The 26,736-nt window shown below is 72.7% G+C and carries 26 protein-coding genes; 12 read left to right on the top strand and 14 right to left on the bottom strand.

Annotated features, from left to right (window positions below):
• Window positions 1–224 precede the first annotated feature (224 nt).
• The gene (locus ACFY5B_RS12105; protein WP_389968031.1) at window positions 225–1,289 is read right to left on the bottom strand and encodes an MBL fold metallo-hydrolase; all 1,065 of its coding nucleotides are present in this window, start codon (window positions 1,287–1,289) and stop codon (window positions 225–227) included.
• Between the two features lie 158 nt (window positions 1,290–1,447).
• Here ACFY5B_RS12105 and ACFY5B_RS12100 point away from each other — a divergent pair, with 158 nt between their 5' ends.
• Window positions 1,448–2,899 (top strand): aldehyde dehydrogenase, encoded by a 1,452-nt coding sequence (locus tag ACFY5B_RS12100; RefSeq protein ID WP_389968029.1) that lies wholly within the window; start codon window positions 1,448–1,450, stop codon window positions 2,897–2,899.
• Between the two features lie 2 nt (window positions 2,900–2,901).
• A complete protein-coding gene (locus ACFY5B_RS12095) occupies window positions 2,902–3,135 on the top strand; it encodes a ferredoxin (protein ID WP_104786736.1) in 234 nt (77 codons plus the stop codon).
• Between the two features lie 310 nt (window positions 3,136–3,445).
• On the opposite strand, the gene ACFY5B_RS12090 is transcribed toward ACFY5B_RS12095, so the two are convergent.
• Window positions 3,446–4,105 (bottom strand): TetR family transcriptional regulator, encoded by a 660-nt coding sequence (locus tag ACFY5B_RS12090; RefSeq protein WP_351627915.1) that lies wholly within the window; start codon window positions 4,103–4,105, stop codon window positions 3,446–3,448.
• A 211-nt stretch (window positions 4,106–4,316) separates the two neighbouring features.
• On the opposite strand from ACFY5B_RS12090, the gene ACFY5B_RS12085 reads away from it, so the two are divergent.
• From ACFY5B_RS12085 to ACFY5B_RS12075, 3 genes are read left to right on the top strand one after another with little or no spacing between them, the layout of a single operon-like run.
• Entirely contained in the window at window positions 4,317–5,795 is a 1,479-nt protein-coding gene (locus tag ACFY5B_RS12085) for a glycosyltransferase family 4 protein (RefSeq protein WP_389968026.1), read from the top strand.
• Window positions 5,789–6,538 carry a class I SAM-dependent methyltransferase gene (locus tag ACFY5B_RS12080; protein ID WP_053672097.1) on the top strand — a complete coding sequence of 250 codons (750 nt, stop codon included), beginning with the start codon at window positions 5,789–5,791 and terminating at the stop codon, window positions 6,536–6,538. The genes ACFY5B_RS12085 and ACFY5B_RS12080 overlap by 7 nt, the downstream gene beginning before the upstream one ends.
• Complete coding sequence (locus ACFY5B_RS12075) at window positions 6,535–7,605, top strand: prenyltransferase/squalene oxidase repeat-containing protein (RefSeq protein ID WP_389968024.1); 1,071 nt, start codon at window positions 6,535–6,537, stop codon at window positions 7,603–7,605. Before ACFY5B_RS12080 ends, ACFY5B_RS12075 begins: the two co-directional genes overlap by 4 nt.
• A 94-nt stretch (window positions 7,606–7,699) precedes the next feature.
• Here the strand turns inward: ACFY5B_RS12075 and ACFY5B_RS12070 are convergent, their stop codons facing one another.
• From ACFY5B_RS12070 to ACFY5B_RS12040, 7 genes are all read right to left on the bottom strand, one after another.
• Complete coding sequence (locus ACFY5B_RS12070; RefSeq protein ID WP_104786724.1) at window positions 7,700–7,996, bottom strand: hypothetical protein; 297 nt, start codon at window positions 7,994–7,996, stop codon at window positions 7,700–7,702.
• A gap of 46 nt (window positions 7,997–8,042) precedes the next feature.
• Window positions 8,043–9,053: an LLM class F420-dependent oxidoreductase gene (locus ACFY5B_RS12065; protein ID WP_389968022.1), complete on the bottom strand. Its 1,011-nt coding sequence runs from the start codon at window positions 9,051–9,053 to the stop codon at window positions 8,043–8,045.
• 96 nt (window positions 9,054–9,149) lie between these two features.
• On the bottom strand, window positions 9,150–9,974 hold the full coding sequence (locus ACFY5B_RS12060) for a hypothetical protein (RefSeq protein WP_389968020.1): 825 nt from the start codon (window positions 9,972–9,974) through the stop codon (window positions 9,150–9,152).
• A gap of 158 nt (window positions 9,975–10,132) precedes the next feature.
• Window positions 10,133–11,083, bottom strand: a complete 951-nt coding sequence (locus ACFY5B_RS12055) for an N-acetylmuramoyl-L-alanine amidase (protein WP_389968018.1) — start codon at window positions 11,081–11,083, stop codon at window positions 10,133–10,135.
• A gap of 61 nt (window positions 11,084–11,144) precedes the next feature.
• Complete coding sequence (locus tag ACFY5B_RS12050; RefSeq protein WP_344457569.1) at window positions 11,145–11,432, bottom strand: hypothetical protein; 288 nt, start codon at window positions 11,430–11,432, stop codon at window positions 11,145–11,147.
• A 121-nt stretch (window positions 11,433–11,553) separates the two neighbouring features.
• Window positions 11,554–12,204: a class I SAM-dependent methyltransferase gene (locus ACFY5B_RS12045; RefSeq protein WP_389968016.1), complete on the bottom strand. Its 651-nt coding sequence runs from the start codon at window positions 12,202–12,204 to the stop codon at window positions 11,554–11,556.
• A 101-nt stretch (window positions 12,205–12,305) separates the two neighbouring features.
• Window positions 12,306–14,045 (bottom strand): MFS transporter, encoded by a 1,740-nt coding sequence (locus ACFY5B_RS12040; RefSeq protein WP_389968014.1) that lies wholly within the window; start codon window positions 14,043–14,045, stop codon window positions 12,306–12,308.
• Window positions 14,046–14,273: 228 nt separating this feature from the next.
• Between ACFY5B_RS12040 and ACFY5B_RS12035 the strand changes: the two genes are divergently transcribed.
• Window positions 14,274–15,746, top strand: coding sequence for an MFS transporter (locus ACFY5B_RS12035; RefSeq protein ID WP_389968012.1), 1,473 nt, complete (start codon window positions 14,274–14,276; stop codon window positions 15,744–15,746).
• Window positions 15,747–15,757: 11 nt separating this feature from the next.
• On the opposite strand, the gene ACFY5B_RS12030 is transcribed toward ACFY5B_RS12035, so the two are convergent.
• From ACFY5B_RS12030 to ACFY5B_RS12020, 3 genes are read right to left on the bottom strand one after another with little or no spacing between them, the layout of a single operon-like run.
• Window positions 15,758–16,375, bottom strand: a complete 618-nt coding sequence (locus tag ACFY5B_RS12030) for a response regulator (RefSeq protein ID WP_389968010.1) — start codon at window positions 16,373–16,375, stop codon at window positions 15,758–15,760.
• Window positions 16,372–17,586: a polysaccharide pyruvyl transferase family protein gene (locus ACFY5B_RS12025; RefSeq protein ID WP_389968008.1), complete on the bottom strand. Its 1,215-nt coding sequence runs from the start codon at window positions 17,584–17,586 to the stop codon at window positions 16,372–16,374. The genes ACFY5B_RS12030 and ACFY5B_RS12025 overlap by 4 nt, the downstream gene beginning before the upstream one ends.
• A gap of 23 nt (window positions 17,587–17,609) precedes the next feature.
• On the bottom strand, window positions 17,610–19,115 hold the full coding sequence (locus ACFY5B_RS12020; RefSeq protein ID WP_389968006.1) for a sensor histidine kinase: 1,506 nt from the start codon (window positions 19,113–19,115) through the stop codon (window positions 17,610–17,612).
• Between the two features lie 314 nt (window positions 19,116–19,429).
• Between ACFY5B_RS12020 and ACFY5B_RS12015 the strand changes: the two genes are divergently transcribed.
• The 3 genes from ACFY5B_RS12015 to ACFY5B_RS12005 are packed head-to-tail and all read left to right on the top strand — an operon-like array spanning window position 19,430 to window position 22,348.
• Window positions 19,430–20,287: a MaoC/PaaZ C-terminal domain-containing protein gene (locus ACFY5B_RS12015; protein WP_389968004.1), complete on the top strand. Its 858-nt coding sequence runs from the start codon at window positions 19,430–19,432 to the stop codon at window positions 20,285–20,287.
• A 31-nt stretch (window positions 20,288–20,318) separates the two neighbouring features.
• A complete protein-coding gene (locus tag ACFY5B_RS12010) occupies window positions 20,319–21,395 on the top strand; it encodes a Zn-dependent alcohol dehydrogenase (protein ID WP_389968002.1) in 1,077 nt (358 codons plus the stop codon).
• An 11-nt stretch (window positions 21,396–21,406) separates the two neighbouring features.
• On the top strand, window positions 21,407–22,348 hold the full coding sequence (locus ACFY5B_RS12005) for a 3-oxoacyl-ACP reductase (RefSeq protein WP_389968000.1): 942 nt from the start codon (window positions 21,407–21,409) through the stop codon (window positions 22,346–22,348).
• A 98-nt stretch (window positions 22,349–22,446) separates the two neighbouring features.
• Here ACFY5B_RS12005 and ACFY5B_RS12000 read toward each other — a convergent pair whose 3' ends face one another.
• Window positions 22,447–22,614: a hypothetical protein gene (locus ACFY5B_RS12000; protein WP_389967998.1), complete on the bottom strand. Its 168-nt coding sequence runs from the start codon at window positions 22,612–22,614 to the stop codon at window positions 22,447–22,449.
• A 96-nt stretch (window positions 22,615–22,710) separates the two neighbouring features.
• Entirely contained in the window at window positions 22,711–24,009 is a 1,299-nt protein-coding gene (locus tag ACFY5B_RS11995; RefSeq protein ID WP_389967996.1) for a hypothetical protein, read from the bottom strand.
• Window positions 24,010–24,206: 197 nt separating this feature from the next.
• Between ACFY5B_RS11995 and ACFY5B_RS11990 the strand changes: the two genes are divergently transcribed.
• The 3 genes from ACFY5B_RS11990 to ACFY5B_RS11980 form a co-directional block, all read left to right on the top strand.
• Window positions 24,207–25,061 (top strand): Nif3-like dinuclear metal center hexameric protein, encoded by an 855-nt coding sequence (locus ACFY5B_RS11990; RefSeq protein WP_389967994.1) that lies wholly within the window; start codon window positions 24,207–24,209, stop codon window positions 25,059–25,061.
• The gene (locus ACFY5B_RS11985) at window positions 25,058–25,801 is read left to right on the top strand and encodes a zinc ribbon domain-containing protein (protein ID WP_389968495.1); all 744 of its coding nucleotides are present in this window, start codon (window positions 25,058–25,060) and stop codon (window positions 25,799–25,801) included. The genes ACFY5B_RS11990 and ACFY5B_RS11985 overlap by 4 nt, the downstream gene beginning before the upstream one ends.
• Before the next feature lie 20 nt (window positions 25,802–25,821).
• The coding region (locus ACFY5B_RS11980; protein ID WP_389967992.1) for a reverse transcriptase-like protein at window positions 25,822–26,736 on the top strand (915 nt) is incomplete at its 3' end.

Here is a 26,736-nt window from a genome sequence, read left to right as displayed (position 1 = left end):
GCACATTCGGGCGTGGTGTGGGTCCGCGGAAGGGAAGGTGGAGGGTCCTGAGGCGAGCAGCCAGGCCCCGTCGCCGGCCCGGTGGAACGCGTTCGGCGAGCAAGCGTTCCCAGGCGTTCCATGGGGTCCAGCGGGGCTGTGGGGTCACATGAGGGTTTCGTAGCACCCGGGCGGGCCGTCCGGCGACGCAAGCGCCTCGCGGACCGCGCTCTGAGACCCCGTCCTCACACCGCCACGTACATCACCGGTTCGCTCCCCGGCACCGCCTCCGCCCGCCCCAGCTTCACCAGTCGCCGCAGGTGCGCCTCGGCCTCGGACACCGCGATGGTGCGTGAGCCGTACGGGATCTCGGCCCAGGGGCGGTTCCACTCCATGCGTTCGGCGAGCTGCCAGGGGGTGAGGGGCCCGGCGAGCAGGGTCAGCAGGTCGGTGAGGCGGGACTCGTGGTGGGTCAGCAGCTCCCGTACCCGGGTCGCGGCGTCGGAGAAGGGGTGCTGGTGGGCCGGGAGGATCTCGGCGGGGGCCAGACGGCCGACGCGTTCCAGGGAGTCGAGGTAGTCGCCCAGGGGGTCGGTGACGTCCCCCGAGCTCTCGGCTTCGCTCGAGCAGGGGGGACCCCCACTGTCCTCGGGATCCTCGTAGAGGCCGATGTGCGGGCTGATCCCGGGGAGCAGGTGGTCGCCGGAGAACAGGCGTCCGCGGCCGGGGAGTTGTGAGGGGTGGGCCTCTTCGAGGTGGAGGCAGACATGGCCGGGCGTGTGCCCCGGGGTCCAGATCGCGCGCAGCCGGCGGCCGGGCAGCGCCAGGAGTTCGCCGGGGACGATGTCGCGGTCGGGCAGCGCGGGGGAGAGGCCGGGCAGGGCGCGGGGCCGGGGCGCCCGCAGCGGGGCGATGTGCTCCTCGGGAGCGCCGGCCGCGGCGAGCTTGGCCGCCATGTACGTGAACCAGTGCTCGGGACGGGCCGCCCGGGTCCGCCGTACGACCGCGGTGTCCGCCGCGTGCATCGCGATCCAGGCGCCCGACGCCTGACGGACCCGGCCGGACAAGCCGTGGTGGTCCGGGTGGTGGTGGGTGACGACCACGCCGTGGATCTCGGCGACCGAGGTGCCGCAGGCCGTGAGGCCCTCCGCGAGGGTGTCCCAGGACTCCGGGTCGTCCCAGCCGGTGTCGATCAGCACCGGGCCGCGGTCGGTGTCGACGACGTACACCAGCGTGTGGCCGAGCGGGTTGTCCGGGATCGGGACCCTCAGGGACCGGACGCCTCCGCCGTGATCGGTCACCTGTGTCATGGGCTCCCCCGTCGCCGGCTCCCCGTCACTATAACTAGAACGGGTTCCAATGGGGGGTCCCCGGTGCTGCGCGGTCCGTGGACTCCTCGGGGCGGGGCTGGTATCAGTGGGCATATCTGATGCACCGTCAGAGAATGCTCCCGGGGAGGCAGTCGGCCATGACCGAGCTCGTGGAACACGGACAGCTGTTCATCGGCGGGGAGTTGACCGACCCCTTGGGCCAGGACGTCATCGAGGTGATCTCGCCGCACACCGAGGAGGTCATCGGACGCGTCCCGCACGCCTCGACGGCGGATGTGGACCGGGCCGTGGCGGCGGCCCGGCGGGCGTTCGACGAGGGGCCCTGGCCACGCATGAGCCTCGACGAGCGCATCGAGGTCGTCGGCCGGATCAAGGACGCCATCGCCGTCCGGCACGACGAGATCGCCCGCCTGATCTCCGCCCAGAACGGCTCGCCGTACTCCTGGAGCGTCCTCGCCCAGGCCCTCGGCGCGGTGATGGTCTGGGACTCGGCGATCACCGTCGCCCGGAACTTCACCCACGAGGAGCGGCGCGACGGCGTCCTGGGCAGGATCCTCGTACGTCGCGAGCCCGTCGGGGTCGTGGCCGCCGTGGTCCCCTGGAACGTCCCGCAGTTCGTCGCCGCCGCCAAGCTCGCCCCCGCCCTGCTCACCGGCTGCACGGTAGTCCTCAAGCCCTCGCCCGAGTCGCCGCTCGACGCCTACCTGCTCGGCGAGATCGCCCGCGAGGCCGGGCTGCCGGAGGGCGTGCTGTCGATCCTGCCCGCCGACCGGGACGTCAGCGAGTACCTGGTCGGGCACCCCGGCGTCGACAAGGTGTCCTTCACCGGGTCGGTCGCGGCCGGCAAGCGCGTGATGGAGGTCGCCGCGCGCAACCTCACCCGCGTGACACTCGAACTGGGCGGCAAGTCCGCCGCCGTCGTGCTGCCCGACGCGGACGTCGGGACGGCCGTGGCGGGCATCGCCCCGGCGGCCTGGATGAACAACGGCCAGGCCTGTGTGGCCCAGACCCGCATCCTCCTGCCGCGCTCCCGCTACGACGAGTTCGCCGACGCCCTCGCCGCCGCGGCGGGCGCCCTGACGGTCGGCGACCCGCTGGACCCGGCGACCCAGGTGGGCCCGTTGGTGGCCCGGCGGCAGCAGCAGCGCAACCTCGACTACATCCGCATCGGCCAGGAGGAGGGCGCCAAGATCCTCACCGGCGGCGGACGCCCGGCCGGCCTGGACCGCGGCTGGTACGTCGAGCCGACCCTCTTCGGCGACGTCGACAACTCCATGCGCATCGCCCGCGAGGAGATCTTCGGCCCGGTGATCTGCCTGCTGCCCTACGACGACGAGTCCGACGCCGTGAAGATCGCCAACGACTCCGACTACGGGCTGAGCGGCAGCGTGTGGACGGCGGACGTCGAGCACGGCATCGACATCGCCCGGCAGGTCCGCACGGGCACGTACTCCGTCAACACCTTCAGCCTGGACATGCTGGGCCCCTTCGGCGGCTACAAGAACTCGGGCCTGGGGCGGGAGTTCGGGCCCGAGGGGTACGGCGAGTACCTGGAGCACAAGATGATCCACCTCCCGGCACAGGGGTAGCGATGGGCGACCGCTGGCGCGTCGAGGTCGACCGCTCCCTGTGCATCGGCTCCGCGCAGTGCCTCCACCACGCGCCGGACGGCTTCCGCCTCGACGCCGCCCGCCAGTCCCGTCCGGCGGCCCCGGACATGGACGCGAACGAGCGGGTGCTGGAGGCGGCGGAGTGCTGCCCGGCGGAGGCGATCGTGATCACCCTGAGGGACAGCGGGGAGGCGGTGTTCCCGCCGGAGGAGTAGGGCCCGGGCGCAAGGAGAAACGTGCCCGGAAAATCATGGTTGAGGGGGTTTCTTTCCTCCGTGGGCGTTCTATCCTGGAAATCGGCCTACGAGGCGAGTGAGGGAGTCCGACCGGAGTAGCCGACGTCGGCGGGAAGTGAAGTTCCGGCTTCCGCGGGTGCCGACTGCGACGGTAGGGCTGAGAGGCCGGAAGGGCGCAGGGCCGAAAGGCCGGGCGACCGGAAGGCGACCCCCATCACCTGATCCGGACCATGCCGGCGAAGGGAACCCGTCTCGTAGGTCCTTCGCGCGTCCGGGGCCCGCGGCGTCCCTACGGGGCGGTCGGCGCCGTCAGGTCGATCAGGCGGCACACCGTCTCGATGTCGATCTTCACCTGGGCGATCGAGGCCCGGCCGGACAGCCAGGTGATCAGTGCCGAGTGCCAGGTGTGCTCGATGACCCGGACCGCCGAGAGCTGCTCGGGAGTGGGGTTCTCCTGGCCCATCGCGTCCAGGATGATCGCCGTCGTCTGACGGGAGACCTGGTCGACCTCAGGGCTCACGCTGCGGTCGGCGAACGTCAGCGCGCGGACCATCGCATCGGCCAGATGCGGCTCGCGCTGCAACGCCCGAAAGGCCCGCATCAGCGTCTCCGCGACCCGCTCGGCCGCCGTCTCGCCCTGCGGCGGCTTCTTCCGCAGCGTGCCGTGCATGTGCTCCAACTGGTCCTGCATGGTGGCGACCAGCAGGTGGATCTTGGAAGGGAAGTAGCGGTACAGCGTGCCGAGTGCCACCTGGGAGGACTCCGCGACCTCCCGCATCTGCACGGCGTCGAAGCCGCCCCGGCTGGCCAGCTGCGCACTCGCGTGCAGGATGCGGCGACGGCGGGCCTCCTGCCGCTCCGTGAGGGGCGGGGAGGCGGGGGCTGCCGCTCTGGCTTCCACCTTGGCCGGCTTGTTCACCTTGGCGCTCACCTTGGCTTCTGCGGGCATGTGTCGGTCCCGTTCCGTGACCGTCCGTGAGGACGAGTGATCACACAGCATGGCACGGTGCCGGCCGTGGCGTGAATCACCTGATCCACTGCTCACAGCACCCTTACCTGCCGGTAGATTCAGAGCCTCCGAACGATCAAGTCTGAAACTTGTTCTAGATTAGCGTCCCGGCGTAATCTCGCGGGACAGTGCAGGGAGAAGGGGGCCCAGAGTGACCGCTGAGGCCAGGGAGGCCGGGGCTCCACAGGCCCCCGCTGCCGACGGCTTGCGACCGCTCAACATCGCGCTCCTCACCTATAAAGGGAACCCGTTCTGCGGCGGCCAGGGCGTCTACGTCCGGCACCTCTCGCGCGAGCTGGCCCGCCTCGGCCATCGGGTCGAGGTCATCGGCGCCCAGCCGTACCCCGTCCTCGACGAGGGCCACGACGGGCTGAGCCTCACCGAGCTGCCCAGCCTCGACCTGTACCGCCAGCCGGATCCTTTCCGCACGCCCGGACGCGGCGAGTACCGCGACTGGATCGACGCGCTGGAAGTCGCGACGATGTGGACGGGTGGCTTCCCGGAACCGCTGACGTTCTCGCTGCGCGCCCGCCGCCATCTGCGCGCCCGCCGCGGTGAGTTCGACGTCGTGCACGACAACCAGACCCTCGGCTACGGCCTGCTGGGCGATGTCGGCGCCCCCCTGGTGACGACCATCCACCACCCCATCACCGTCGACCGGCAGTTGGAGCTGGACGCGGCGGACGGACGGAAGCGGCGCCTGTCGGTGCGGCGCTGGTACGCCTTCACGCGCATGCAGAAGCGCGTCGCGCGCCGCCTGCCCTCCGTGCTCACCGTGTCCGGCACGTCGCAGCAGGAGATCGTCGACCACCTCGGAGTCCGGCGGGACCGCATCCACGTGGTCCACATCGGCGCCGACACCGACCTGTTCTCGCCGGATCCCTCGGTGCCCGTCGTGCCGGGCCGCATCGTGACGACGTCCAGCGCGGACGTGCCGCTGAAGGGCCTGGTGCATCTGGTCGAGGCGCTGGCCAAGGTACGCACCGAGCACCCCGGCGCCCATCTCGTCGTCGTAGGCAAGCGGCCCACCGAAGGACCGGTCGCCCAGGCGATGGAGCGGTACGGCCTCGCCGGTGCCGTCGAGTTCGTCAAGGGCATCTCCGACGCGGAACTCGTCGACCTCGTGCGCTCGGCCCAGGTCGCCTGCGTCCCGTCGCTCTACGAGGGTTTCTCGCTCCCGGCCGCCGAGGCCATGGCGACCGGCACGCCCCTGCTCGCCACGACCGGCGGTGCCATACCCGAGGTCGCCGGCCGCGACGGGGAGACATGCCTGGCGGTACCGCCGGGCGACGCGGACGCCCTGGCCGCAGGCCTGGTCCGCCTGCTGTCCGACGCGGACCTGCGCGCCCGCCTCGGCACGGCCGGACGCGAGCGCGTGCTCCGGCACTTCACCTGGGCCAGGGCGGCGGAGGGCACGGTGGCCCGCTACCGCGAGGCGATCGACCGGGCCGGGGTCCACGACGTGCAGCGGGTTTCCGGCCGTTCAGGCCCCACGACAAGTGCTGTCCCCACAGCCCCCGCAGACACGGCGGGTGCTGTCTCCGCAGCCCCCGCAGTCACGGCAGGTGCTGTCTCCGCAGCCCCGGCAGATGTAGAAGGCGTCAACTCCGAAAGCAGGGCCACGTGCTGACCGTCGACTTCTCCCGGTTCCCGCTCGCCCCGGGGGACCGGGTCCTGGACCTCGGCTGCGGGGCCGGGCGGCACGCGTTCGAGTGTTACCGGCGCGGCGCGCAGGTCGTGGCGCTGGACCAGAACGCGGAGGAGATCCGCGAGGTCGCGAAGTGGTTCGCGGCGATGAAGGAGGCCGGTGAGGCCCCCGAGGGCGCCACCGCCACGGCGATGGAGGGCGACGCCCTCGCGCTGCCCTTCCCCGACGAGTCCTTCGACGTCGTGATCATCTCCGAGGTGATGGAGCACATCCCGGACGACAAGGGCGTCCTCGCGGAGATGGTGCGGGTGCTCAAGCCCGGAGGGCGCATCGCCGTCACCGTCCCGCGCTACGGTCCCGAGAAGGTCTGCTGGAGCCTCTCCGACGCCTACCACGAGGTCGAGGGCGGCCACATCCGCATCTACAAGGCGGACGAACTGCTGGAGAAGATCCGCGAGGCCGGCCTGGAGCCCTACGGCACGCACCACGCCCACGCCCTGCACTCGCCCTACTGGTGGCTCAAGTGCGCGTTCGGCGTCGACAACGACAAGGCGCTGCCGGTGCGGGCGTACCACAAGCTGCTCGTCTGGGACATCATGAAGAAGCCGCTGGCCACCCGGGTCGCCGAGCAGGCGCTGAACCCGCTGATCGGCAAGAGCTTCGTGGCGTACGCGACCAAGCCGCACCTGCCGCGTCTGGCCGACACCGGGGCGGACGCCACGTGACCACTCCCCGGACGGAACATCTGGTCCTGCCCGGGGTCCTCACCGCGGAGGAGGCCGCCGCGACCGTCGCCGGCATCCTCGCCGTGCAGCGCGAGGACGGTGCGATCCCGTGGTTCCGGGGGCACCACCTCGACCCGTGGGACCACGTCGAGGCGGCCATGGCCCTGGACACCGCCGGCGAGCACGAGGCCGCCGAGCGGGCCTACCTGTGGCTGGCCCGGCACCAGAACGAGGACGGCTCCTGGTACGCGGCCTACACCGACGGCGAGTTCGACGCGGTCACCGACCGGGGCCGGGAGACCAACTTCGTCGCCTACATAGCCGTCGGCGTCTGGCACCACTACCTCTCCACCGGGGACGACGCGTTCCTGGACCGGATGTGGCCGGCGGTGTACGCGGCGGTGGAGTTCGTGCTGCGCCTGCAGCAGCCCGGCGGGGAGATCGGCTGGCGGCGCGACGACGACGGCACGGGGACGGCGGACGCCCTGCTGACGGGAAGCTCCTCCGTCCACCACGCGCTGCGCTGCGCTCTCGCCATCGCCGAGCAGCGGGAAGAGGCCCAACCGGACTGGGAGTTGGCGGCGGGCGCGCTGCGGCACGCCATACGCCATCACCCCGAGCGGTTCCTCGACAAGAACCGGTACTCGATGGACTGGTACTACCCGGTGCTCGGCGGTGCGCTGACCGGCGCGGAGGCCAAGGCCCGCATCGAGGAGGACTGGGACCGGTTCGTCGTCCCCGGGCTGGGCGTGCGGTGCGTGGTGCCCAACCCGTGGGTGACGGGTGGGGAGTCGGCCGAACTCGCGCTCGCGCTGTGGGCGATGGGGGAGTCCGACCGGGCGTTGGAGATCCTGCAGTCGATCCAGCACCTGCGTGATCCGGAGAGCGGGCTCTACTGGACCGGGTACGTCTTCGACGACGACGCGATCTGGCCGCGGGAGTTGACGACGTGGACCGCGGGGTCGGTGTTGCTGGCGGTGGCCGCGCTGGGCGGGCACGAGGCGACGTGTCAGGTCTTCGGTGGTGCGGACTTGCCTGTCGGGCTCGAGTCGGACTGCTGCGCCTGAGGGCCCGGGGGCTCGCCTGGTTTCGCGGGTGCGGGTTGTGTGTGGTTGCTCGCGCAGTTCCCCGCGCCCCTGAGGCGAGCCCCTGAAGGCGTTCTCAGTGCCGATGTGAAACGCGGTTGGCGATGGCGTGGCCGATGAGCAGGTACACCACCGCTGCCAGGCCGTAGCCGCAGACCACTCGGGCCCATGCCTCGTCGAACGTGAACAGGTCGTGCGACCAGCCGGCGAGCCAGCGGGCCGCGTCGTGGATGAACTGGACGAACGAGTTGCCGGGGTTGGCGTCCAGCAGGTACATGAGGATCCAGAGACCCAGGATGAGGGCCATGATGTCGGCCACGACCGCCACGATCGTGCCGGCTTGAGTCGCACCGTTGCGATATCGAGGGGACATACCTTCCGGATTGCCCTTGAACTCTGGATGAAACCCGGGGATTCGCTCAGGAGTTCAACTCGGCGAGGACCCGCAGCGTGTGCGGGTCCGGACTGAGCACGAGGAGGTCCGTCACCGGGCCCTTGCGCCACGACTCCAGCCGCTCGGCGATCCGTTCGCGCGGGCCGACCAGGGAGATCTCGTCGGCGAAGGCGTCGGGGACCGCCAGCACGGCCTCCTCCCGGCGGCCGGAGAGGAACAGCTCCTGGATGCGGCGGGCCTCGGCCTCGTAGCCCATGCGGGCCATCAGATCGGCGTGGAAGTTGCGGGCCGCGTGGCCCATGCCGCCGATGTAGAAGCCGAGCATCGCCTTGACGGGCAGCAGGCCCTCGGCGACGTCGTCGCAGACCCGGGCCCGGGCCATGGGCGCGACCAGGAAACCTTCCGGCAGCTCCGCCAGGGCCGGGCCGTAGACCTCCGGCCGGGTCGGCGCCCAGTACAGCGGCAGCCAGCCGTCGGCGATCCGGGTCGTCTGGGCGACGTTCTTCGGACCCTCCGCGCCGAGCAGGATCGGCAGGTCCGGGCGCAGCGGATGCGTGATCGGTTTCAGGGGCTTGCCGAGGCCCGTGGCGTCCGGGCCCCGGTAGGGGTGGGAGTGGAAGCGGCCCGCCAGTTCGACGGGGGCCTCGCGGCGCAGCACCTGCCGCAGGACGTCGACGTACTCGCGGGTGGCGGTGAGCGGCGAGGCGGGGAACGGGCGGCCGTACCAGCCCTCGACGACCTGCGGGCCGGAGAGACCGAGGCCCAGCATCATCCGGCCGCCGGACAGGTGGTCCAGGGTGAGGGCGTGCATCGCGGTCGTGGTGGGCGAGCGGGCCGCCATCTGCGCGACCGCCGTGCCGAGGCGGATGCGGGAGGTGTGGGCCGCGATCCAGGTGAGCGGGGTGAACGCGTCCGAGCCCCAGGACTCCGCCGTCCAGACCGAGTCGTAGCCGAGCCGCTCGGCCTCCTGAGCGAGGCGCACGTGGTCAAAAGAGGGGCCGCGGCCCCAGTAGCCGAGCGCGAGACCGAGCCGCATGCCTGCCTCCTGACGGTACGTCAGCTGACGGGGACGCCGACTGTACGACAACGGCCCCCCGCCCGGAAGGGCGAGGGGCCGAGAGGCGCTGCGGGCTCAGCCGCGCTGGATGCCCGACGTGTCCTGCAGGACACCGCGGCGGCCGTCCTGCGTCTGGGCGACCAGGGCCGCGCCGCGCTGCTCGACGGCCAGGTACCAGGTGCCCGGGGCGAGTTCGGCGATCGGCGTGGGCGAGCCGTCCTCCGCGAACAGCGGCCGCGGCACCGGCACCGCGAACCAGAACGGGGAGAAGTCCCCGGCCGGCGGCTGCGGCGCCTGGGCCTGCTGGGGCTGGGGCTGGCCGCCGTACGGCTGACCCGGCTGCGGCTGGCCGTAGCCACCGGGCTGCTGTGCGCCCGGGTAGCCGTAACCACCGGGGGGCTGGGCGCCGTAGGGCTGCGGGGCGGCCGGGCGGGGGGCCGGGACCAGGGCACCCTTGAGAGCCGGGACGAGGGGGGTGGCGAGGGCGGCGGCGGCCATCAGCAGCGTCGCCACGAGGGCGAGGATCATGCCGATGCCGGGGCTCGGGAGGAAGTCGCTGTTGGTCCCCTCGATGTTGTCGTAGCCGCCGGTCACGTCGAAGATGTTGCCGAGCGCGCTCCACGCGGCGAACACCGTGAAGGCGGCGCCGAACTGGCCGAGCTCGATCCCCGCGACCTTCGGGGCCTGCGGCAGGCCGTGGGAGACGACGACGAGTGCGGCGCCGATGATCCCCGCCAGTACGACGCCGAACACGACCGGACCGCTTCCCCACAGGCTGGGGAGGTCGACGCTGTCCGGGACATTGTCGAACGAGTAGAGGTCGAGGAACGACGCGATCAACAGCAATACCGCTGCTCCGATCACCACGCCGTCGCCCCGAGTGAGGGAGCGGATATTCACTTCAGGTCCTTCGTAGGTCGTCTCATCGTCGGTAGAGGCGTCGCTGTCACCATGCCGCCGTCCGGACTCGGTGTGAAGCGTGGGGGTGGCCCCTCATCGTAAGGAGGACCCTATCGTCCGCCAGGTCAGGGTGTCCGCCGGGATCTGCCGGTCCGGGACTACCCGCGCAGAAAACTCACGATTCCCTCGGAGATCCCTTGCGCCGCCTTCTGTCGCCACGCGCCGCTGGTGAGCAACGCCGCGTCCTTGCTATCGCGCATGTTGCCGCACTCGATGAACACCTTGGGAACCGTTGACAGATTGAGACCGCCCAGGTCCTTACGCGTGACGAGACCGCCGCCGTCGCCGACGTAGTTGGAGGGCGCGCTGCCGGTGACCGCCACGAAGCGGCCCGCGACGCGCTCGCCGAGATCGCGGGACGGGCCGACGATCGCCCGGGTGTCCGCGGCGCCCGCGTGGACCGCGCCGGGCAGGATCACATGGAAGCCGCGGTTGCCGGCGCCCGAGCCGTCCGCGTGGATCGAGACGACGGCGTCGGCCTTCGCCTGGTTGCCGATCCGGGCCCGCTCGTCCACGCACGGCCCGAACGGCCGGTCGCCGTCCTGCGTCAGCTTCACCGTGGCGCCCTGCTTCTCCAGCAGCGTGCGCATCCGGTGCGCCACGTCCAGCGTGAACTTCGCCTCGGTGTAACCGTCGTTGGTGGACGTGCCCGTGGTGTCGCACTCCTTCGAGTTCGTCCCGATGTCCACCTTGCGGTTGATCTCGGACGCGTGCTGGAAGTTGCCCGGGTTGTGGCCCGGGTCGATCACGACGACCTTGCCCTTGAGCGGGCCGGAGGCGGCGGGTGCGGAGGCCGAGGGCGTGGCGGTGGCCTCCGGTGAGGCGCTCGGCTCCTTGGCGTCGTCGGAGGGCGCGCTCGACGCGGCCGGCGAGGAGGACCGCACGCTCGCCCGCCCCGAACCCCCGTCGTCCCCGGAGCCGCCCACCGTCTCGTACACCAGCCAGCCGAGCAGCGCCCCCGGCACCAGCGCGGCGAGCGCGACGGTCAGGGGGCCGCGGCGGGGGCGGCGGGGCTGGGGAGGTTCGAAGTCCGGGCCTACGTACGACACGCCTGCCACCCTAGCGGCCGGCGGTGGGGGCGGCGGGCCGAGGAGGGCCCGCCGGGTGGTGCTACGCCCCGTTCCCGCCGTCGTCCCCGTGCCGTACCGCCTCCTTCACCCGTGCTTCCACCTCCTGACGCGGTGTGCCCTCCTGCTTCGCGTACCCGGTCACCGCCGCCTGGACGTCCCGGGCGAGATCGCGCCAGGCACGCCAGGCCGTCTCCCAGGTGGTGGTCTGCTGGTCGCTCCACTTGGTCTGGGTGGGCGGCCCGTACGCGTCCTGGAGGTGACGCACGCGGGCGTACGCCTCGTCCGCCGCGCGCTGCTTCTCCACGAGCTCTTCGAAGGTGTGTGCCACGCGCCCGGATCCTTGGGCAGCGACGGTCACCCGCCGACGCGCCACGCCGCCGGTGGGCCGACCGGGCGGGGGTGCGGAGGGCGCAGTTCACCCGCCCAGCCGCCGGAGGAAGCGCCGTGCGTCAGATGCCCGGGCCCGTGCGCCGCAGCACCCGCAGCGAGTCCGTCGCCGAGACCTCGGTGAACGCGCCGGAGGCGAGGGCGCGGAGGTAGACGCGGTAGGGGGCCTGGCCGGTGAACTCGTCCTGAGGGTCGGGGAAGACGTCGTGGATGAGCAGCAGACCGCCCTCCGCCACGTGCGGCGCCCAGCCCTCGTAGTCGGCGCCGGCGTGCTCGTCGGTGTGGCCGCCGTCGATGAAGACGAACCCCAGCGGCGTCCGCCAGAACGCGGCGATCTGCGGGGAACGCCCGACCAGCGCCACCACGTGCTCCTCCAGGCCCGCCCGGTGGAGCGTGCGGCGGAACGTGGGCAGCGTGTCCATCAGGCCGATCTCGGGGTCGACCGTCTCGGGGTCGTGGTAGTCCCAGCCCGGCTGCTGCTCCTCGCTGCCGCGGTGGTGGTCGACCGTGAGCGCGCTGACCCCGGCCGCGCGGGCCGCGTCGGCGAGCAGGATCGTGGACCGGCCGCAGTAGGTGCCGACCTCCAGCAGCGGCAGCCCGAGCCGCCCGGCCTCCACGGCCGCCGCGTACAGCGCCAGGCCCTCACCGGCGGGCATGAACCCCTTCGCCGCCTCGAACGCGGCCAGGATCTCGGGCTTCGGCGCCGCGGGCATGGGGTTCCTCTCGGTCGTACGACGGTCAGGGCGCCATCGTGCCGTACCCCCTGCCGAGGGGACGACAGGGGGTACCGGTGAGTAGTCGGGGCGGGGGCGGGTCAGGCGGAGACCGTCTCGCCCGGCAGCGACAGGTCCAGGTCGACCGGGCGCTCGTCGCCCGCGTGGGTCGCGGACGAGGCGAGCGGACCGTGGCCCGTGGCGCGGGCGGCCACGACGTAGGAGCCCCGGTCGGGGACGGTGAGCGCGTAGCTGCCGTCCTCGGCGGAGAGCGTCGCGCCGGCCTGACGGCCGCGGCGGTCGATCAGCGTGACCTTGGCGCGGGCGACGGGGGAGCCGTCGGCGCCCAGCACCCGGCCGCGGAAGCCGCGCAGCACCTGCTCGGCACGCTCCAGCGCCGCGTCCTCCTCGCTGCTCGCGCGCAGCTGCGGCTTGTTCGACGGACGCCGGCCCGGCAGGAACAGCGCCAGGAGCAGGCCCACGGCCACCGCGCCCGTCGCGATCAGGAAGGAGACCCGGAAGCCGTGCATGGTCGGGATCTCGACGCCGCCGACGTTGTTCGCGGTGTCGGCCAGCACCATGCCGATCACGGCGCTCGACACCGACGTGCCGATGGAGCGCATCAGGGTGTTGAGGCCGTTGGCCGCACCCGTCTCCGAGGCCGGGACGGCGCCCACGATCAGCGCGGGCAGCGAGGAGTAGGCGAGGCCGATGCCCGCGCCCAGCAGGACCGAGATGACCAGGCTCTGCCAGGCGGCGCTCATCAGGCCGAGGCCGGCGCCGTAGCCGATCGCGATGATCAGCAGGCCGAGGATCAGGGTGAACTTGGGGCCGTACTTCGCGGACAGCCGGGCGTAGACGGGCGCCGTGAACATCATCGTCAGGCCGAGCGGCGCCACGAGCAGACCCGCGACGACCATCGACTGGCCGAGGCCGTAGCCGGTGGACTCCGGCAGCTGGAGCAGCTGCGGCAGGACCAGGGAGACGACGTAGAACGAGACGCCGACCATGATCGAGGCGAGGTTGGTGAAGAGCACCGCCGGGCGGGCCGTGGTGCGCAGGTCGACCAGCGGGGCCTTCAGGCGCAGCTCCATCACGCCCCACAGCACGAGCACGACCGCCGAGGCGCCGAACAGGCCGAGGGTGGTGCCGGAGGTCCAGCCCCAGTCGCTGCCCTTGGTGATCGGCAGCAGGAACAGCACGAGCCCGGCGGACAGGCCGAGCGCGCCCGGCAGGTCGAAGGAGCCCTCGGCGCGCATCGGGGACTCCGGTACGACGAGGAGGGTGAGGGCGATCGCGATCAGGCCGAGGCCGGCGGCGCCGTAGTAGAGGGCGTGCCAGTCGCTGTGCTGGGCGACCAGGGCGGCGGCGGGCAGGGCGAGGCCGCCGCCGACGCCTATCGAGGAGCTCATCAGCGCCATCGCCGAGCCGAGTTTCTCCCGGGGCAGCATGTCGCGCATCAGGCCGATGCCGAGCGGGATGGCGCCCATCGCGAAGCCCTGCAGCGTACGGCCGGCGATCATGAGCAGCAGATCGCTGGTGAGCGCGCTGACCAGGGCGCCGACGACCATCACGGCCAGGCTCAGGATCAGCATGCGGCGCTTGCCGAAGAGGTCGCCGAGGCGGCCCATGATCGGGGTGGCCACCGCGCCCGAGAGGAGGGTCGAGGTGAGGACCCAGGTGGCGTTGCTGGGGGCGGTGTCCAGCAGTTGCGGCAGATCCTTGATCACCGGGACGAGCAGGGTCTGCATCACCGCGACAACGATGCCCGCGAAGGCGAGCACCGGGACCACGGCCCCGCTCGCTCTGCCGGCGGGGCGGTCTGTCGTCGTCTGCGTCATTGAGGAGGGCCTCCAGGCCGGGGAGCGTCGGGTTACGTGGAATCTGAACCTTGTATGTCCAGGCAACTATTCCGTTGCTTTGGCACCCTAACGAAAACTTGACCTTTCCTTGGTCCTGGTGGGGGATTGCGGGGGCTTCCGCGGGGGTTTGTCCGCAGGTCTAGGTCCCGGGACGGGGAACCGGGCCCTGCGAAATCCCGATGCAAGGGGTGCAAGCGGGTTGAGAGCATGACACCCATGCTCGAATCCGCCGATGCCGCCACCGTCCGACGCCCCCGCATACCCCGGCTCCCCCGACTGTCCCGGCTGCGTCCGCGCGGAGCGCCGCCGATGTGGCTCGTGGTGGCGCTCACGTGCGCCGGGCAGTTCCTCGTCGTGCTGGACGTGTCCGTCGTCAACGTGGCGCTGCCGTCGATGCGGACCGGACTGGGGCTCAGCGAGCAGGGCCTGCAGTGGGTGGTGAACGCCTACGCCATCGCCTTCGCCGGATTCATGCTGCTCGGCGGACGCGCCGGCGACCTCTACGGCCGCAAGCGGATGTTCCTCATCGGGCTCGGCCTGTTCACCCTGGCCTCGGCGGCCGGCGGGCTCGCCCAGGACGACTGGCAGCTGCTGACGGCGCGGGCCGTGCAGGGGCTCGGCGCGGCGGTGCTGGCGCCCTCTACGCTGACGATCCTCACGGCGTCGGTGCCGGAGGGCGCCGCGAGGGCCCGGGCCATCGGGACCTGGACGGCCGTCGGGGCCGGCGGCGGCGCGGCGGGCGGCCTGGTCGGCGGGCTGCTGGTGGAGACGTTCTCCTGGCGCTGGGTGCTGCTGATCAACGTGCCCGTCGGGGCCGTGGTGCTGTGCGCCGCCGCCTGGTTCCTCACCGAGGGCCGCGCCGGGGACGGCCGCCGGCTCGACCTGCCGGGCGCGCTGCTCGTCACGGCCGGTCTCGGCACGCTGGCCTACGGCATCTCCCAGACGGAGGCGGCGGGCTGGACGGCACCGGCCACCCTGCTGCCGCTGCTCACCGGACTTGCCCTGCTCGGGGCGTTCCTGGCGGTCGAGGCCCGCACGGCGAGCCCGCTGATGCCGCTCGGCCTGCTGCGCGTGCGCTCGGTCTCCTCGGCCAACACCTCGATGTTCCTATGCGGTTCGGCGATGTTCTGCATGTGGTTCTTCATGACCCTCTACGCGCAGAACGTCCTCGGCTACACCCCGATCGAGGCCGGCCTCGCCCTGGTCCCGAGCTCCCTCGCCGTCATCCTCGGCTCCAAGCTCGCACCGCGCCTGATGCGTCCGGTCGGCCCGCGCAACGTCGCCGCGCTGGGAACCCTCGTCGCCGTGGCCGGATTCGCCTGGCAGTCCACGATGACCTCCGACGGCTCCTACGCCACGGCGATCCTCGTCCCCGGCGTCCTGATGATGCTCGGCGCGGGCCTGGCGGCGACCCCCCTCGCCTCCCTGGCCACGTCCGGCGCCGCCCCCGAGGAGGCGGGCCTGGTCTCCGGCCTCGTCAACACGTCCCGCACGATGGGCGGTTCCCTGGGCCTGGCGGTCCTGTCCACCCTGGCGGCGGCCGAGTCGGCGGGCAGCACGACTCCTCAGGCCCTCACCGAGGGCTATGCACTCGCGTTCCGGGTGGGGGCCGGGGTCCTGACGGCGGGGGTGGTGCTGATGTGGGTGTGGCTGCCACGTCGGGCGGCCCAGGCGCCGTGAGCGGCTCGGGGCTACAGCCAGCCCTGGCGGCGGGCCTCGCGGAGGGCTTCCATGCGGTTGCGGGTGGCCGTCTTGCCGATCGCGGAGGAGAGGTAGTTGCGGACGGTGGACTCCGAGAGGTGGAGCCTGGCGGCGATGTCGGCGACCGTCGCGCCGTCCGCGGAGGCCTTGAGCGCGTCGCTCTCGCGGGCCGTGAGGGGGTTGGGGCCCGCGCTGAGGGCGGCGGTGGCCAGGGCGGGGTCGACGACCGTCTCGCCCGCCAGGACCCGGCGGACGGCGGCGGCGAGTTCCTCCACGGGGCCGTCCTTGACCAGGAAGCCGGCCGCTCCCGCCTCCATGGCGCGGCGCAGGTAACCGGGGCGGCCGAAGGTCGTGAGGATCAGCACGCGGCAGTCGGGGACCCGGGCGCGCAGGTCCGCTGCGGCGTCCAGACCGCTCCTGCCCGGGAGTTCGATGTCGAGGAGGGCGACGTCCGGACGGTGGGCGAGGGCCGCGTCCAGGATCGCGTCTCCTGTCGCCACCTGAGCGACGACCTCGATGTCGTCCTCCATCCCCAGCAGCAGCGCGAGCGCACCGCGCATCATGCCCTGGTCCTCCGCGAGCAGCACGCGGATGGGCCGGGCGGTCATGGGCCCGGGGTGGGACGGGCCGTGTCCAGCAGTGAGGCCAGCGTCCGCATGAAGGACGCCGCGGAGTGGTCCGCGTGGTCGCGGATGCGCGCCGCGACCGTATCGGCGCCGCCGCCCTCCAGGAGGCCGGCGATCCGGTCCAGGTCCTGCCCGTGCCCCTCCTGGGTGGTCAGGTAGAAGTCCGTCGCGTCGTACGCCATGTGGAAGACGTGCTTCTTCACATCGCTCAGCGTCAGGTAGTCGTCGTGCGTCTTGGGGGTCGGCTCGGGCGCGCCGACGCACACCGCAGGGGTACCGGCGCCCCAGGCGTTGACGGCCAGGTGGTACGTGTCCGTGATGACCAGCCGGTAGCGGGGCAGCACCCCGACCAGATCGCCGACGGTGGGGCTCCCCGGTCGGGCCGCGATGTGGCTCACCGCGGCGGGGACGTCCCGGTCGAACCAGGGCAGCCACTCCAGCGGGGCGCCCAGACGGTCGGACAGGCCCTGGCAGAAGGCGGGCAGCCAGTCGGGGATCGGCGTACGGGCACCGAGGAAGACGCCGATGGCACCGCCCTCGGGCACCGAACGGGACCACTGCGAGGTCGGGAGGTGGCCGAGGTCGCCGGGGCGGGACAGCAGCGCCGCGTCCGCACCGAAGTGGTCGGTCGTACGGTCCCGGCGCAGATGCGCGATCTTCGCCGCCGAGAGCGGATCCCGCACCCACATCCGGTGACTGCGCGTCACCAGGCGGGAGAACAGCGGGCCGTACTCCTTGTCCTCGTAGTCGGACTGCGTGTTGTGCAGGATCGTCCCGCCGTAGCTGAGGGTCCGTGCGAGGATTTCGTCCGGCTGGTCGGCGAGGAGCAGGGCCCGGTTCAGCTGTGCCCGGGCGTCGTCCCGGTCCGTGGCGAAACCGAAGTCGAGCAGGCGGTTCGTCGCGTCCTGCGCCAGGTAGTGCCGGGTGTGCAGGAAGTCGCCCCAGAAGACGACGGCGTCATGGTCGCGGAGTGCGCCGAGGTGCTCGGCCAGCGGATGGAAGCGGAACGGGAAGGCGGTGCCGCGCGCACCCTCGCGCAGCGGCACGGTCTCCGGCGTGTGCAGCGTGTACCAGGTGGCGTCGAACGCGGTGTCCATCCGCCGCCGCAGGGACTCGAACGCCAAGTCCACGGTCAGCATGCCCGTGTTGCGGTACCCGATGTTCGGCGCGGTGATGACGGCGACGCGTCCCATGTGCTCCCGTTCCCCTGGAGTCCTTACCCGTTGCCGGCGGCCTCGACGTGTGGCCGCGCGGACCACCGGCCAACGTACACGTCCGGGTCGCCGCGGAAGCCCGCCGCCCCCGGCCCCTCCGGCCGCCCCTCCGGCCGCCCTTCCGGCCGCTCCTCCGCGGCGTCCGCCGGAAGCTCCGCCGCCACCGCGAAGCCGCCCCTGGTCCGCGGCCCCGCGGTCAGCGAACCACCCGCCGCCGCGAGCCGTTCCGTCAGGCCGGTCAGCCCTGTTCCGGCGGAGCCGACCCCTGTGCGGGCGGAACCGGCCCCTGTGCGGGCGGAGTCGCCCCCTGTGCGGGCGGAACCGGTGAGCCCCGTGCCGTCGGAGTCCGCCCTGCCGCCGGAGTCCGTGAGTGCCGCGCCGCAGGAGGACACCGTGTCCCCGGCGGCGGCCCCGCCCCCGTCGTCCGACACCGTCAGCCGCACCCGCTCCCCACTTCCCGCCAGGGTGATCTCGCAGCGGCCCGCACCGCTGTGCCGGACGACGTTGGTGACCGCCTCCCGGACCACCCAGCCCAGCAGTGCCTCCGTCTGCGGCCCGAGAGGCGGGCCGGAGCGGCTCACCACGAGCGTGACGCCCGCCGCCGTCAGGGCCGAGTGCGCCCGGTCGAGCTCCGCGGCCAGGCTGCCCCGCCGGTAGCCGCTCACGGCCTCGCGGATCTCCGTCAGGGCCTGCCGGCCCACGGCCTCGATGTCCGTGATCTGGGCCAGTGCCGCGTCCAGGTCCCGGCCGGCCAGCCGCCGGGCCGCCTCCGACTTCACGACGATCACCGACATCGTGTGCCCGAGCAGGTCGTGCAGGTCGCGGGAGAAGCGCAGCCGTTCCTTCTCGACCGCCCGGCGGGCCAGCTCCTCACGGGCGGCGCGCAGTTCGCGCACCGCCTCGGAGAGTCGCATGATCGCGGCCGTCACCATCGTGGAGATCCAGGTGGCGTACGCGATGTCGAGGCCGCCCCAGCCGTCGTGGAACCAGGCCACCGCACCCGCCAGCACCGCCAGGACCGTACCGGCGGGCCGCAGGTGCCTCAGCCGCAGGGCCGCGCCAGTCGCCAGGCCGAGCAGGGGGAAGAACGGCAGCCAGTTGCCGCCGTAACCGGCGGCGAGCGCGCAGGTCACGGCCGCCAGCAGGGCGAGTGCGACCCGGGTGGACGGGGCTTCGCGCTTCCGCTTGTCGAACGAGCGGAACGCCACGTAGATGTACAGGCTGTTGAAGGTCAGCAGGCCCAGGCCACCGATCCACGGATCCGCGGCGCGGCCCTGGAAGAGGTTGGAGAACGCGCCCATCCCCATCAGCAGCCACGGCAGCAGGGTGAAGCCGGTGGGCGGCGGGCCGGCGGCGGCCGCGTCGGGCCCGCCCGCCTCCCGGGCCGCCCGCCACTCGGCCTTGAGCCGGTCCTTGTTCGCCCGGTAGTAGCGCTGGTGCTCCCGGGCCTCGCGGACATCCGACCGCATCGCCTCGAACCGGCACCTGACCTTGTCCCTCCAGGACATCTCCCCCTCCTTCGTCCCGACCGCGCCGGCGAACGGCACGACCGCCGGGCCCGCGTGTCACGGCGACGACGTTACGGACCCGCCGCGCCGCGCGGCAGGTGCGCTTGTACGGACCGCGGCAGGACAAATGTCATCACCACGCCGATCTGACACGACGTCAGGAGCCTTCACAACTGATGGGGCCTCAGCTATACAGAGGGCGCGGCACTGGAACGCGTTTCAGTTCGCGTCCCGGTCCGGTCCCAGACGGCCTCGGTGCGGCCGACGGTGCGGACGGCCGTACCGAGGTCCTTCCTCCGGCGATCAGGAGCCCCATGCCCATCGACGCAGCCAAGGCGCTCGCCGCCGCACCCCGGACCGGTGAACTCTCCTGGGACGCCAAGGACGTGCAGCTCTACCACCTGGGCATCGGCGCGGGCAGCCCCGCCACCGACCCCGACGAACTGCGCTACACCCTGGAGACCCGGCTGCACGTCCTGCCGAGCTTCGCCACCGTCGCCGGCGGCGGAAAGCCCGGCGTCACCGGCGGGCTGTCCATGCCCGGCATCGACGTCGACCTGGCCCGCGTCCTGCACGGCGGCCAGAGCCTCGCCATCCACCGGCCCATCCCGGCGACGGGCACCGCCACCGCGACCAACCGGATCGCCGCCGTGTACGACAAGGGCACCGCGGCCGTCCTCGTGCTGCGCACCCAAGTCGCCGGCACCGATGGTCCGTTGTGGACCAACGACGCCCAGATCTTCATTCGCGGCGAGGGCGGCTGGGGCGGCGACCGCGGCCCCTCCGCCCGCCTCGAACCCCCCGCCGGGGAACCCGACCGGACCCTGGAACGGCCGACCCGCGACGACCAGGCCCTGCTCTACCGCCTCTCCGGCGACTTCAACCCGCTGCACGCCGACCCGGAGTTCGCCAAGGTCGCCGGATTCGAGCGGCCCATCCTGCACGGCCTGTGCACCTACGGCATCACGCTCAAGGCGGTCGTCGACACCCTGCTCGGCGGGGACGTGACCCGGGTGCGGTCCTACGCCACCCGTTTCGCCGGGGTCGTGTACCCGGGGGAGACCCTGCGGATCCGCATGTGGCACATGCCCGGCTCCACCCGGGTCACCGTCGGTGCCGTCGAGCGTGAGGACGCTCCCGTCCTCGCCGACACCGTCGTCGAACACACCTGAACCACCACGCCGTACGAGGGGAGCCCGCACCATGCGCGCAGCCGTACTGCACGAGATCGGCCAGGACAAGCTGGAGGTCCTCGACGACGTCGAGGCGGTGGGCTTCGGGCCCGGCAAGGTCAGGATCCGGGTGCGCGCCACGGGGCTGTGCCACTCGGACCTGTCCGCGATGAGCGGGGTGCTCCCGCAGCCCGGGCCCTTCGTACCCGGCCACGAAGGGGCGGGAGAGATCCTCGAAGTCGGCGAGGGCGTCGGCCGGCTGAAGACCGGCGACCGGGTCGTGGTGTGCTGGCTGCCCGCCTGCGGCGCCTGCCCCGCCTGCAAACGCGGACAGACCCAGCTGTGCCTGGCCGGGTTCATGAACGCCGGCACCCCCAACTTCAAGCGCCCCGGCGGGGACGTCTTCGGCTTCGCCGGGACCGGAACCTTCACCGAGGAGGTCGTCGTCGACGCCGGCTGCGCGGTGCCGATACCCGACGACGTGCCCTTCGACATCGCCGCCCTCATCGGCTGCGGGGTGACCACCGGCCTCGGCGCCGCGCTCAACACGGCCGATGTGGAGGCCGGTTCGTCGGTCGCCGTCATCGGCTGCGGGGGCGTCGGCATCTCCGCGATCCAGGGGGCCCGGCTGAAGGGCGCCGCCGAGATCGTCGCCGTCGACCCGGTGGCCTCACGCCGCGAGTCGGCACTGAAGTTCGGCGCGTCGCGCGCCGTCTCCCCGGAGGAACTGCCCGACGCCAAACAGCAGGTGACCGGCGGCGAGGGCTTCGACTACGTCTTCGAGGTCGTCGGCAGGTCCGCCACCGCCCGCACCGCCTACGAGAACACCCGGCGCGGCGGCACCCTCGTCATCGTCGGCGCGGGCGCCATGGACGACTTCCTCCAGCTCAACATGTTCGAGCTGTTCTTCGACGAGAAGCGGATCCTGCCGTCCATGTACGGCGGCGGTGACGTGCTGACCTCCTACGAACGCACCATCGCCCTGTGGCGCGCGGGCCGCATCGACCTGGCGGGCCTGATCACCCACCGGGTGCCGCTCGCCGACATCAACGAGGCGCTGGACCAGATGCGCACCGGGACCGCCCTGCGTACGTGCATAGAGATCTGAGGACTCCACCGATGTCACTGCCACTTCAAGGGCTGTCCGCCGTCGTTACGGGCGCGGGTCGCGGGCTCGGCCGGGCCGAGGCGCTGGAGCTCGCCCGGCTCGGTGCCGCCGTGGTCGTCAACGACTACGGGCAGCCCGGCCGCGACGGTTCGGGCGAGGCGTCCGCCGGGCCCGCCGAAGAGGTCGCCGCCGAGATCCGCGCGGCGGGCGGAAGCGCCCTCGCGCACACCGGCGACGTCTCCGACTTCGCGCAGGCCCGCGCGCTCGTCGAGTCGGCCGTCACCGCGTACGGCAAGCTCGACATCCTCGTCAACAACGCGGGCATCCTGCGCGACCGCATGGTCTTCTCGATGGCCGAGGAGGAGTGGGACTCCGTCGTCCGTGTGCACCTCAAGGGTCACTTCAACACCACCCGGTTCGCCGCCGCGCACTGGCGGGAGCGGTCCAAGCGGGCCGGGGAGCCGGTGTTCGGGCGGATCGTGAACACCTCCTCGGAGGCGTTCCTCGCCGGTTCCGCCGGCCAGCCCAACTACGCGGCCGCCAAGGGTGGGATCGTCGGCCTCACCACCTCCACCGCCCTCGCCCTCGCCCGGTACGGCGTCACGGCCAACGCCATCTGCCCCCGTGCCCGCACCCGGATGACCGAGGACGTCTTCGCGGGCGTCGAGCAGCCCTCCGGCAACGGCCTCGACCCGCTCGCCCCCGAGCACGTCGCCCCGCTCGTCGGCTATCTGGCCTCACCCGCCGCCGCCCACGTCAACGGGCAGCTCCTCGTGGTGCACGGCGGGATGGTCGCCGTCGTCGAACGGCCGCGGGTCGCCGCCAGATTCGACAGCAAGCAGGACACCTTCACCTACGACGAACTGGAGGCCGTCCTCGGCCCGTACTACGCCGACCGGCCGGCGGGGGAGACGTTCGCCGCGGCGGAGGTCCTGGGTCTGAAACGCGGGTGAAAGCGGGTCACAGACGGTGACACACGGCGACAGACGCGGAGCGGCCCTCCCCGCTTGTGGCGGGAAGGGCCGCTCTCCGTCTGGTGACCGGCGTGCCGTCAGGCCGCGGTCACGGCCTGCTCGGTCTCCGCCACCGGCTTGCGGTGACGTCCGCGCGGAGCCGTCTCGCCGTCCTGGGCGGAGACTTCACCACGGTGCCGGCCGGGGCCGGAGGAGGGCTGCCGGACGTCGGCATGGCTCGGCTGGTTCGTGCTGGCGTCGCTCATCGGATGGAATTCACCCCGTAACATGATCTTTTTTACAGCCGGGTGAGTCTAACCGGCACCCCTGACCTCGGATCCAGGCGGCCACGCCAACCGGCACTAGTTCGTTACAAGGCGTCCCAACGGCGCTTCCCGAAGCGGCACAGGACGTGCTGCCGAGGGCGCCGGAGGCCGGGCGGACGGGGCCGGCGGGCGAGGCTCGCCCGGTGCTGTGAGCCGTCCTGGGTGTCCCGGCGGCGGGGCCGCCGGCTGCGGTCGCGACGGCCGCTCCTGTTGCGGCTCCTGTTCCGGCCGCGGGCCCGGCGCGGCCCCGGTCTCCGGCGCGGCGGCGGGCGGCGCGCTCACCTGCGCCACCCCGCACGGCACGGCCTGCGTCGCGTACGGCAGCCGCAGCACCCCCTCCGGCGTCCACAGGCCCGCACCCGTCAACCACCCCTCGGGCGCTCGGAGATGGTGCACCCGTCGCTCGGCGGGACGCCAGACACCGACCCAGCTGCCCGTCGGCCCGTCCACCCGCAACGCCACCGCGCAACTCTCGGGCGTCAGCACCTGGCCCGGCTGGATGGCGAACGGTGTGACGGAGCAGTCCGGCACCCGCAGGCACTTCGGGAAGCGCACCGGGAGCGTGCTGCCGAGGACCCCCCAGCCCAGCCGGCCCTGCCCCGGCGAGGGCGCGTCCGAGCGGACGATCAGCAGCCCGCTGTCGTGGTCGGCGAGCAGCACCCGGTCGTCGCTGTCGGCGGCGATCTGCAGCAGCGGCGACACCTCACCGCCGCACTCCAGGTCCACCACGACGGCCTTGGTGCGACCGTCGGTCTCCCGGTCCAGTGCCAGCAGCCGTCCCGACCGGTCCAGCCAGACCCCGCCCGAGCAGCGGCCGGGCAGCTCCGCCAGCCGCTCGGGCCCGAAGGCGCCGCCCGCCACCAGCCACACCGACGTCGTACGCGGACCGACGGCGAGGGCGTAGGCCCGTTCGCCGTCCGGGGCGGGTGGCAGCAGCCGCAGCCGGGCGGACCGGTCCGGGCAGCCGACCGCACCCAGCGGCAGCTCTCCGGTGCCCGGGCCGGTCGGGTACAGCAGCGAGAAGGCGTGCCGCCCGCCCACCACCCGGTGGATGAGCACCCGCCCGTCGGCCATCGGCTGCACCTCGGTGCCGGGCTCCTCCGGCTGGTTGCGCGGCAGGGGCACCGCGTACGGCTCAGGACCGTCCAGGGTCCAGCGCTCCGGGAACCAGGAGCCGCCGGCCGACGCGAGACGCGCGCCATAGGCGCCGTCCGCGGTGAACGTGCAGCCGGCCGGCGCGGGCCCGTCCCCGCTGACACCCCCGCCGCCGTACTCGTCACCGTTCTCGTCACCGTTCTCGAATCCCGCCGAAGGCTCGACAGCACAGACCGTCATCGATCGGTCACCTCCAGTGACGAAGGTAGTTCGCCAGCAGGAGCGTGGAATTCCGCGGCAGCGGGCTTCACACATAAGGGTGTTCCAGGAACGATTCGCCTGAGGAAAAGGGGGCGATTGTGCTGAGCGGGGCGATGGGTGCCGGGAGCGGGCGGCGGCGGTGCAACGCCACAGATCAGGCGGGTAGCCTTGCTCCCGTGCCCCGTCTGTCTGAAGTCATCGCCGCGCTGGAGACCCTGTGGCCCGCCGAGCGGGCCGAGTCCTGGGACGCGGTCGGCACCGTCGCGGGCGACCCGGACCAGGAGATCACACGGGTCCTGTTCGCCGTCGACCCGGTCCAGGAGATCGTCGACGAGGCGGTGAAACTGGGCGCCGGCCTGCTCGTCACCCACCACCCGCTCTACCTGCGCGGCACCACGACGGTCGCGGCGACGCACTTCAAGGGCCGTGTCGTGCACACCCTCATCAAGAACGACATCGCGCTGCACGTCGCCCACACCAACGCCGACACCGCCGACCCGGGCGTCTCCGACGCCCTCGCCGGCGCGCTGGACCTGCGGATCACCGGGCCGCTCGTGCCCGACCCCACCGACCCCGAGGGCCGCCGCGGCCTGGGCCGCCTCTGCGCGCTGGACCACCCGGTGACCGTGCGCGAGTTCGCCGCCCGAGCGGCCGAGCGGCTGCCCGCCACCGCGCAGGGCATCCGCGTCGCCGGCGACCCCGAGGCGCTCGTGCGCACGGTCGCCGTCAGCGGCGGCTCCGGCGACAGCCTCTTCGACCACGTACGCGCGGCCGGTGTCGACGCCTTCCTCACCGCGGACCTGCGCCACCACCCCGTCTCCGAGGCCCGCGCCCACAGCCCCCTCGCGCTGCTCGACGCGGCGCACTGGGCCACCGAGTGGCCCTGGTGCGAGCTGGCCGCGAGTCAGCTCGACGAGATCTCCGACCGCCACGGATGGGACCTGCGCGTCCACGTCTCGAAGACGGTCACCGACCCCTGGACCGCGCACGCGGCCTCGCCCCCTTCTGATCCCCTTGGAGCCCCGAACTGAACGCCGCGCCCGCCGACCAGATCCGTCTCCTCGACGTCCAGGACCTCGACGTCCGCCTCCAGCAGCTCGCGCACAAGCGCAAGTCGCTCCCCGAGCACGCCGAGATCGAGTCGCTGACCAAGGACCACACCCAGCTGCGCGACCTGCTCGTGGCCGCGCAGACCGAGGAGAGCGACACCGCCCGCGAGCAGACCAAGGCCGAGCAGGACGTGGACCAGGTGCGCCAGCGCGCCACCCGCGACCAGCAGCGCCTCGACTCGGGCGCCGTCACCTCCCCCAAGGACCTGGAGAACCTCCAGCGCGAGATCGCCTCCCTCGCCAAGCGGCAGGGCGATCTGGAGGACGTGGTGCTGGAGGTCATGGAGCGCCGGGAGTCCGCGCAGGAGCGGGTCGCCGAGCTGACCGAGCGCGTCTCCTCCGTCCAGTCGAAGATCGACGACGCGACCGCGCGCCGCGACGCGGCCTTCGAGGAGATCGACGGCGAGGTCGCCACGGTCACCAAGGAGCGCGAGGTCATCGCCGGGTCCATCCCGGCCGATCTGCTCAAGCTCTACGACAAGCTGCGCGGGCAGCAGGGCGGCATCGGCGCGGCGAAGCTGTACGCGCGCAGCTGCCAGGGCTGCCGGCAGGAGCTCGCCATCACCGAGCTGGCCGAGATCCGCAAGGCGGCGCCCGACACGGTCGTCCGCTGCGAGAACTGCCGCCGCATCCTGGTGCGCACGTCCGAGTCCGGCCTCTAGGCCTTCAGGGAGCCCTTCCGGTGCGGGAGTTCATCGTCGAGGCCGACGGCGGGTCGCGGGGCAACCCGGGACCGGCCGGCTACGGGGCCGTGGTCAGCGACGCGGCGAGCGGGGAGACCCTGCGGGAGACCGCCGAGTACATCGGCGTCGCCACGAACAACGTCGCCGAGTACCGCGGCCTCCTCGCCGGCCTGCGCGCCGCCCACGCGCTGGACCCGGACGCGACGGTCCACGTCCGCATGGACTCCAAGCTCGTCATCGAGCAGATGTCGGGCCGCTGGAAGATCAAGCACCCCGACATGAAGCCCCTGGCCGCGCAGGCGGCCCGGGTCTTCCCGCCCGGGCGGGTCACGTACGAGTGGATGCCGAGGGCCGAGAACAAGCACGCCGACCGGCTGGCGAACGAGGCGATGGACGCGGGGGCCAGGGGCGAGCGGTGGTCGCAGGCCGACTCGGCAGCGGAGCTGGACGCGGCGGCCGAGGGCACTGGCCGCGCTGAGGCCGTCGCGCCCTCCGGCCCGCCCGGTGACGCGGCGGCGGGTGCGGCGCGGGTACGCGGAGCTCTCGCGGAAGGCCGTGCGTCGGCCACGGCGGCCGACTCGGGCATGGATGCCGCCCGAGGCTCGACGCATCCCGGCCGGGGCGCCCCGGCCGAAGCCGGCGCCGGGCGCCTGGGCCCCCGTAGGACTCCGGCCGTGCCGCCACCCGGGCCGGCACGTTCCGGCGCAACGACGGATGACGCCGACGCGCGTGCCGCGGGGGCCGTGGCGGAGGGGCGGGCCACCGCCGACGCCGGTGGCGGGGCCCGTGCCGCGAAGGTGGGTGCCGATACCCGTGGTACCGCCGACGCCGGTGGCGGGGCCCGTGCCGCGAAGGTGGGTGCCGATACCCGTGGTACCGCCGACGCCGGTGGCGGGGCCCGTGCCGCGAAGGTG

This window comes from Streptomyces sp. NPDC013187 (genome assembly GCF_042899705.1).
GTDB classification, from domain to species: Bacteria; Actinomycetota; Actinomycetes; order Streptomycetales; family Streptomycetaceae; genus Streptomyces; species Streptomyces hawaiiensis_A.
This window is presented reverse-complemented; position numbering and strand designations above follow the sequence as displayed.

Excerpts from the sequence above, each read along its gene's own strand:
- ACFY5B_RS12105 (WP_389968031.1), bottom strand. The coding sequence starts at position 1,289 with ATGACACAGGTGACCGATCACGGCGGAGGCGTCCGGTCCCTGAGGGTC.
- ACFY5B_RS12100 (WP_389968029.1), top strand. The coding sequence starts at position 1,448 with ATGACCGAGCTCGTGGAACACGGACAGCTGTTCATCGGCGGGGAGTTG.
- ACFY5B_RS12095 (WP_104786736.1), top strand. The coding sequence starts at position 2,902 with ATGGGCGACCGCTGGCGCGTCGAGGTCGACCGCTCCCTGTGCATCGGC.
- ACFY5B_RS12090 (WP_351627915.1), bottom strand. The coding sequence starts at position 4,105 with ATGCCCGCAGAAGCCAAGGTGAGCGCCAAGGTGAACAAGCCGGCCAAG.
- ACFY5B_RS12070 (WP_104786724.1), bottom strand. The coding sequence starts at position 7,996 with ATGTCCCCTCGATATCGCAACGGTGCGACTCAAGCCGGCACGATCGTG.
- ACFY5B_RS12065 (WP_389968022.1), bottom strand. The coding sequence starts at position 9,053 with ATGCGGCTCGGTCTCGCGCTCGGCTACTGGGGCCGCGGCCCCTCTTTT.
- ACFY5B_RS12045 (WP_389968016.1), bottom strand. The coding sequence starts at position 12,204 with ATGCCCGCGGCGCCGAAGCCCGAGATCCTGGCCGCGTTCGAGGCGGCG.
- ACFY5B_RS12040 (WP_389968014.1), bottom strand. The coding sequence starts at position 14,045 with ATGACGCAGACGACGACAGACCGCCCCGCCGGCAGAGCGAGCGGGGCC.
- ACFY5B_RS12035 (WP_389968012.1), top strand. The coding sequence starts at position 14,274 with ATGACACCCATGCTCGAATCCGCCGATGCCGCCACCGTCCGACGCCCC.
- ACFY5B_RS12030 (WP_389968010.1), bottom strand. The coding sequence starts at position 16,375 with ATGACCGCCCGGCCCATCCGCGTGCTGCTCGCGGAGGACCAGGGCATG.
- ACFY5B_RS12025 (WP_389968008.1), bottom strand. The coding sequence starts at position 17,586 with ATGGGACGCGTCGCCGTCATCACCGCGCCGAACATCGGGTACCGCAAC.
- ACFY5B_RS12020 (WP_389968006.1), bottom strand. The coding sequence starts at position 19,115 with ATGTCCTGGAGGGACAAGGTCAGGTGCCGGTTCGAGGCGATGCGGTCG.
- ACFY5B_RS12015 (WP_389968004.1), top strand. The coding sequence starts at position 19,430 with ATGCCCATCGACGCAGCCAAGGCGCTCGCCGCCGCACCCCGGACCGGT.
- ACFY5B_RS12010 (WP_389968002.1), top strand. The coding sequence starts at position 20,319 with ATGCGCGCAGCCGTACTGCACGAGATCGGCCAGGACAAGCTGGAGGTC.
- ACFY5B_RS12005 (WP_389968000.1), top strand. The coding sequence starts at position 21,407 with ATGTCACTGCCACTTCAAGGGCTGTCCGCCGTCGTTACGGGCGCGGGT.
- ACFY5B_RS12000 (WP_389967998.1), bottom strand. The coding sequence starts at position 22,614 with ATGAGCGACGCCAGCACGAACCAGCCGAGCCATGCCGACGTCCGGCAG.
- ACFY5B_RS11995 (WP_389967996.1), bottom strand. The coding sequence starts at position 24,009 with ATGACGGTCTGTGCTGTCGAGCCTTCGGCGGGATTCGAGAACGGTGAC.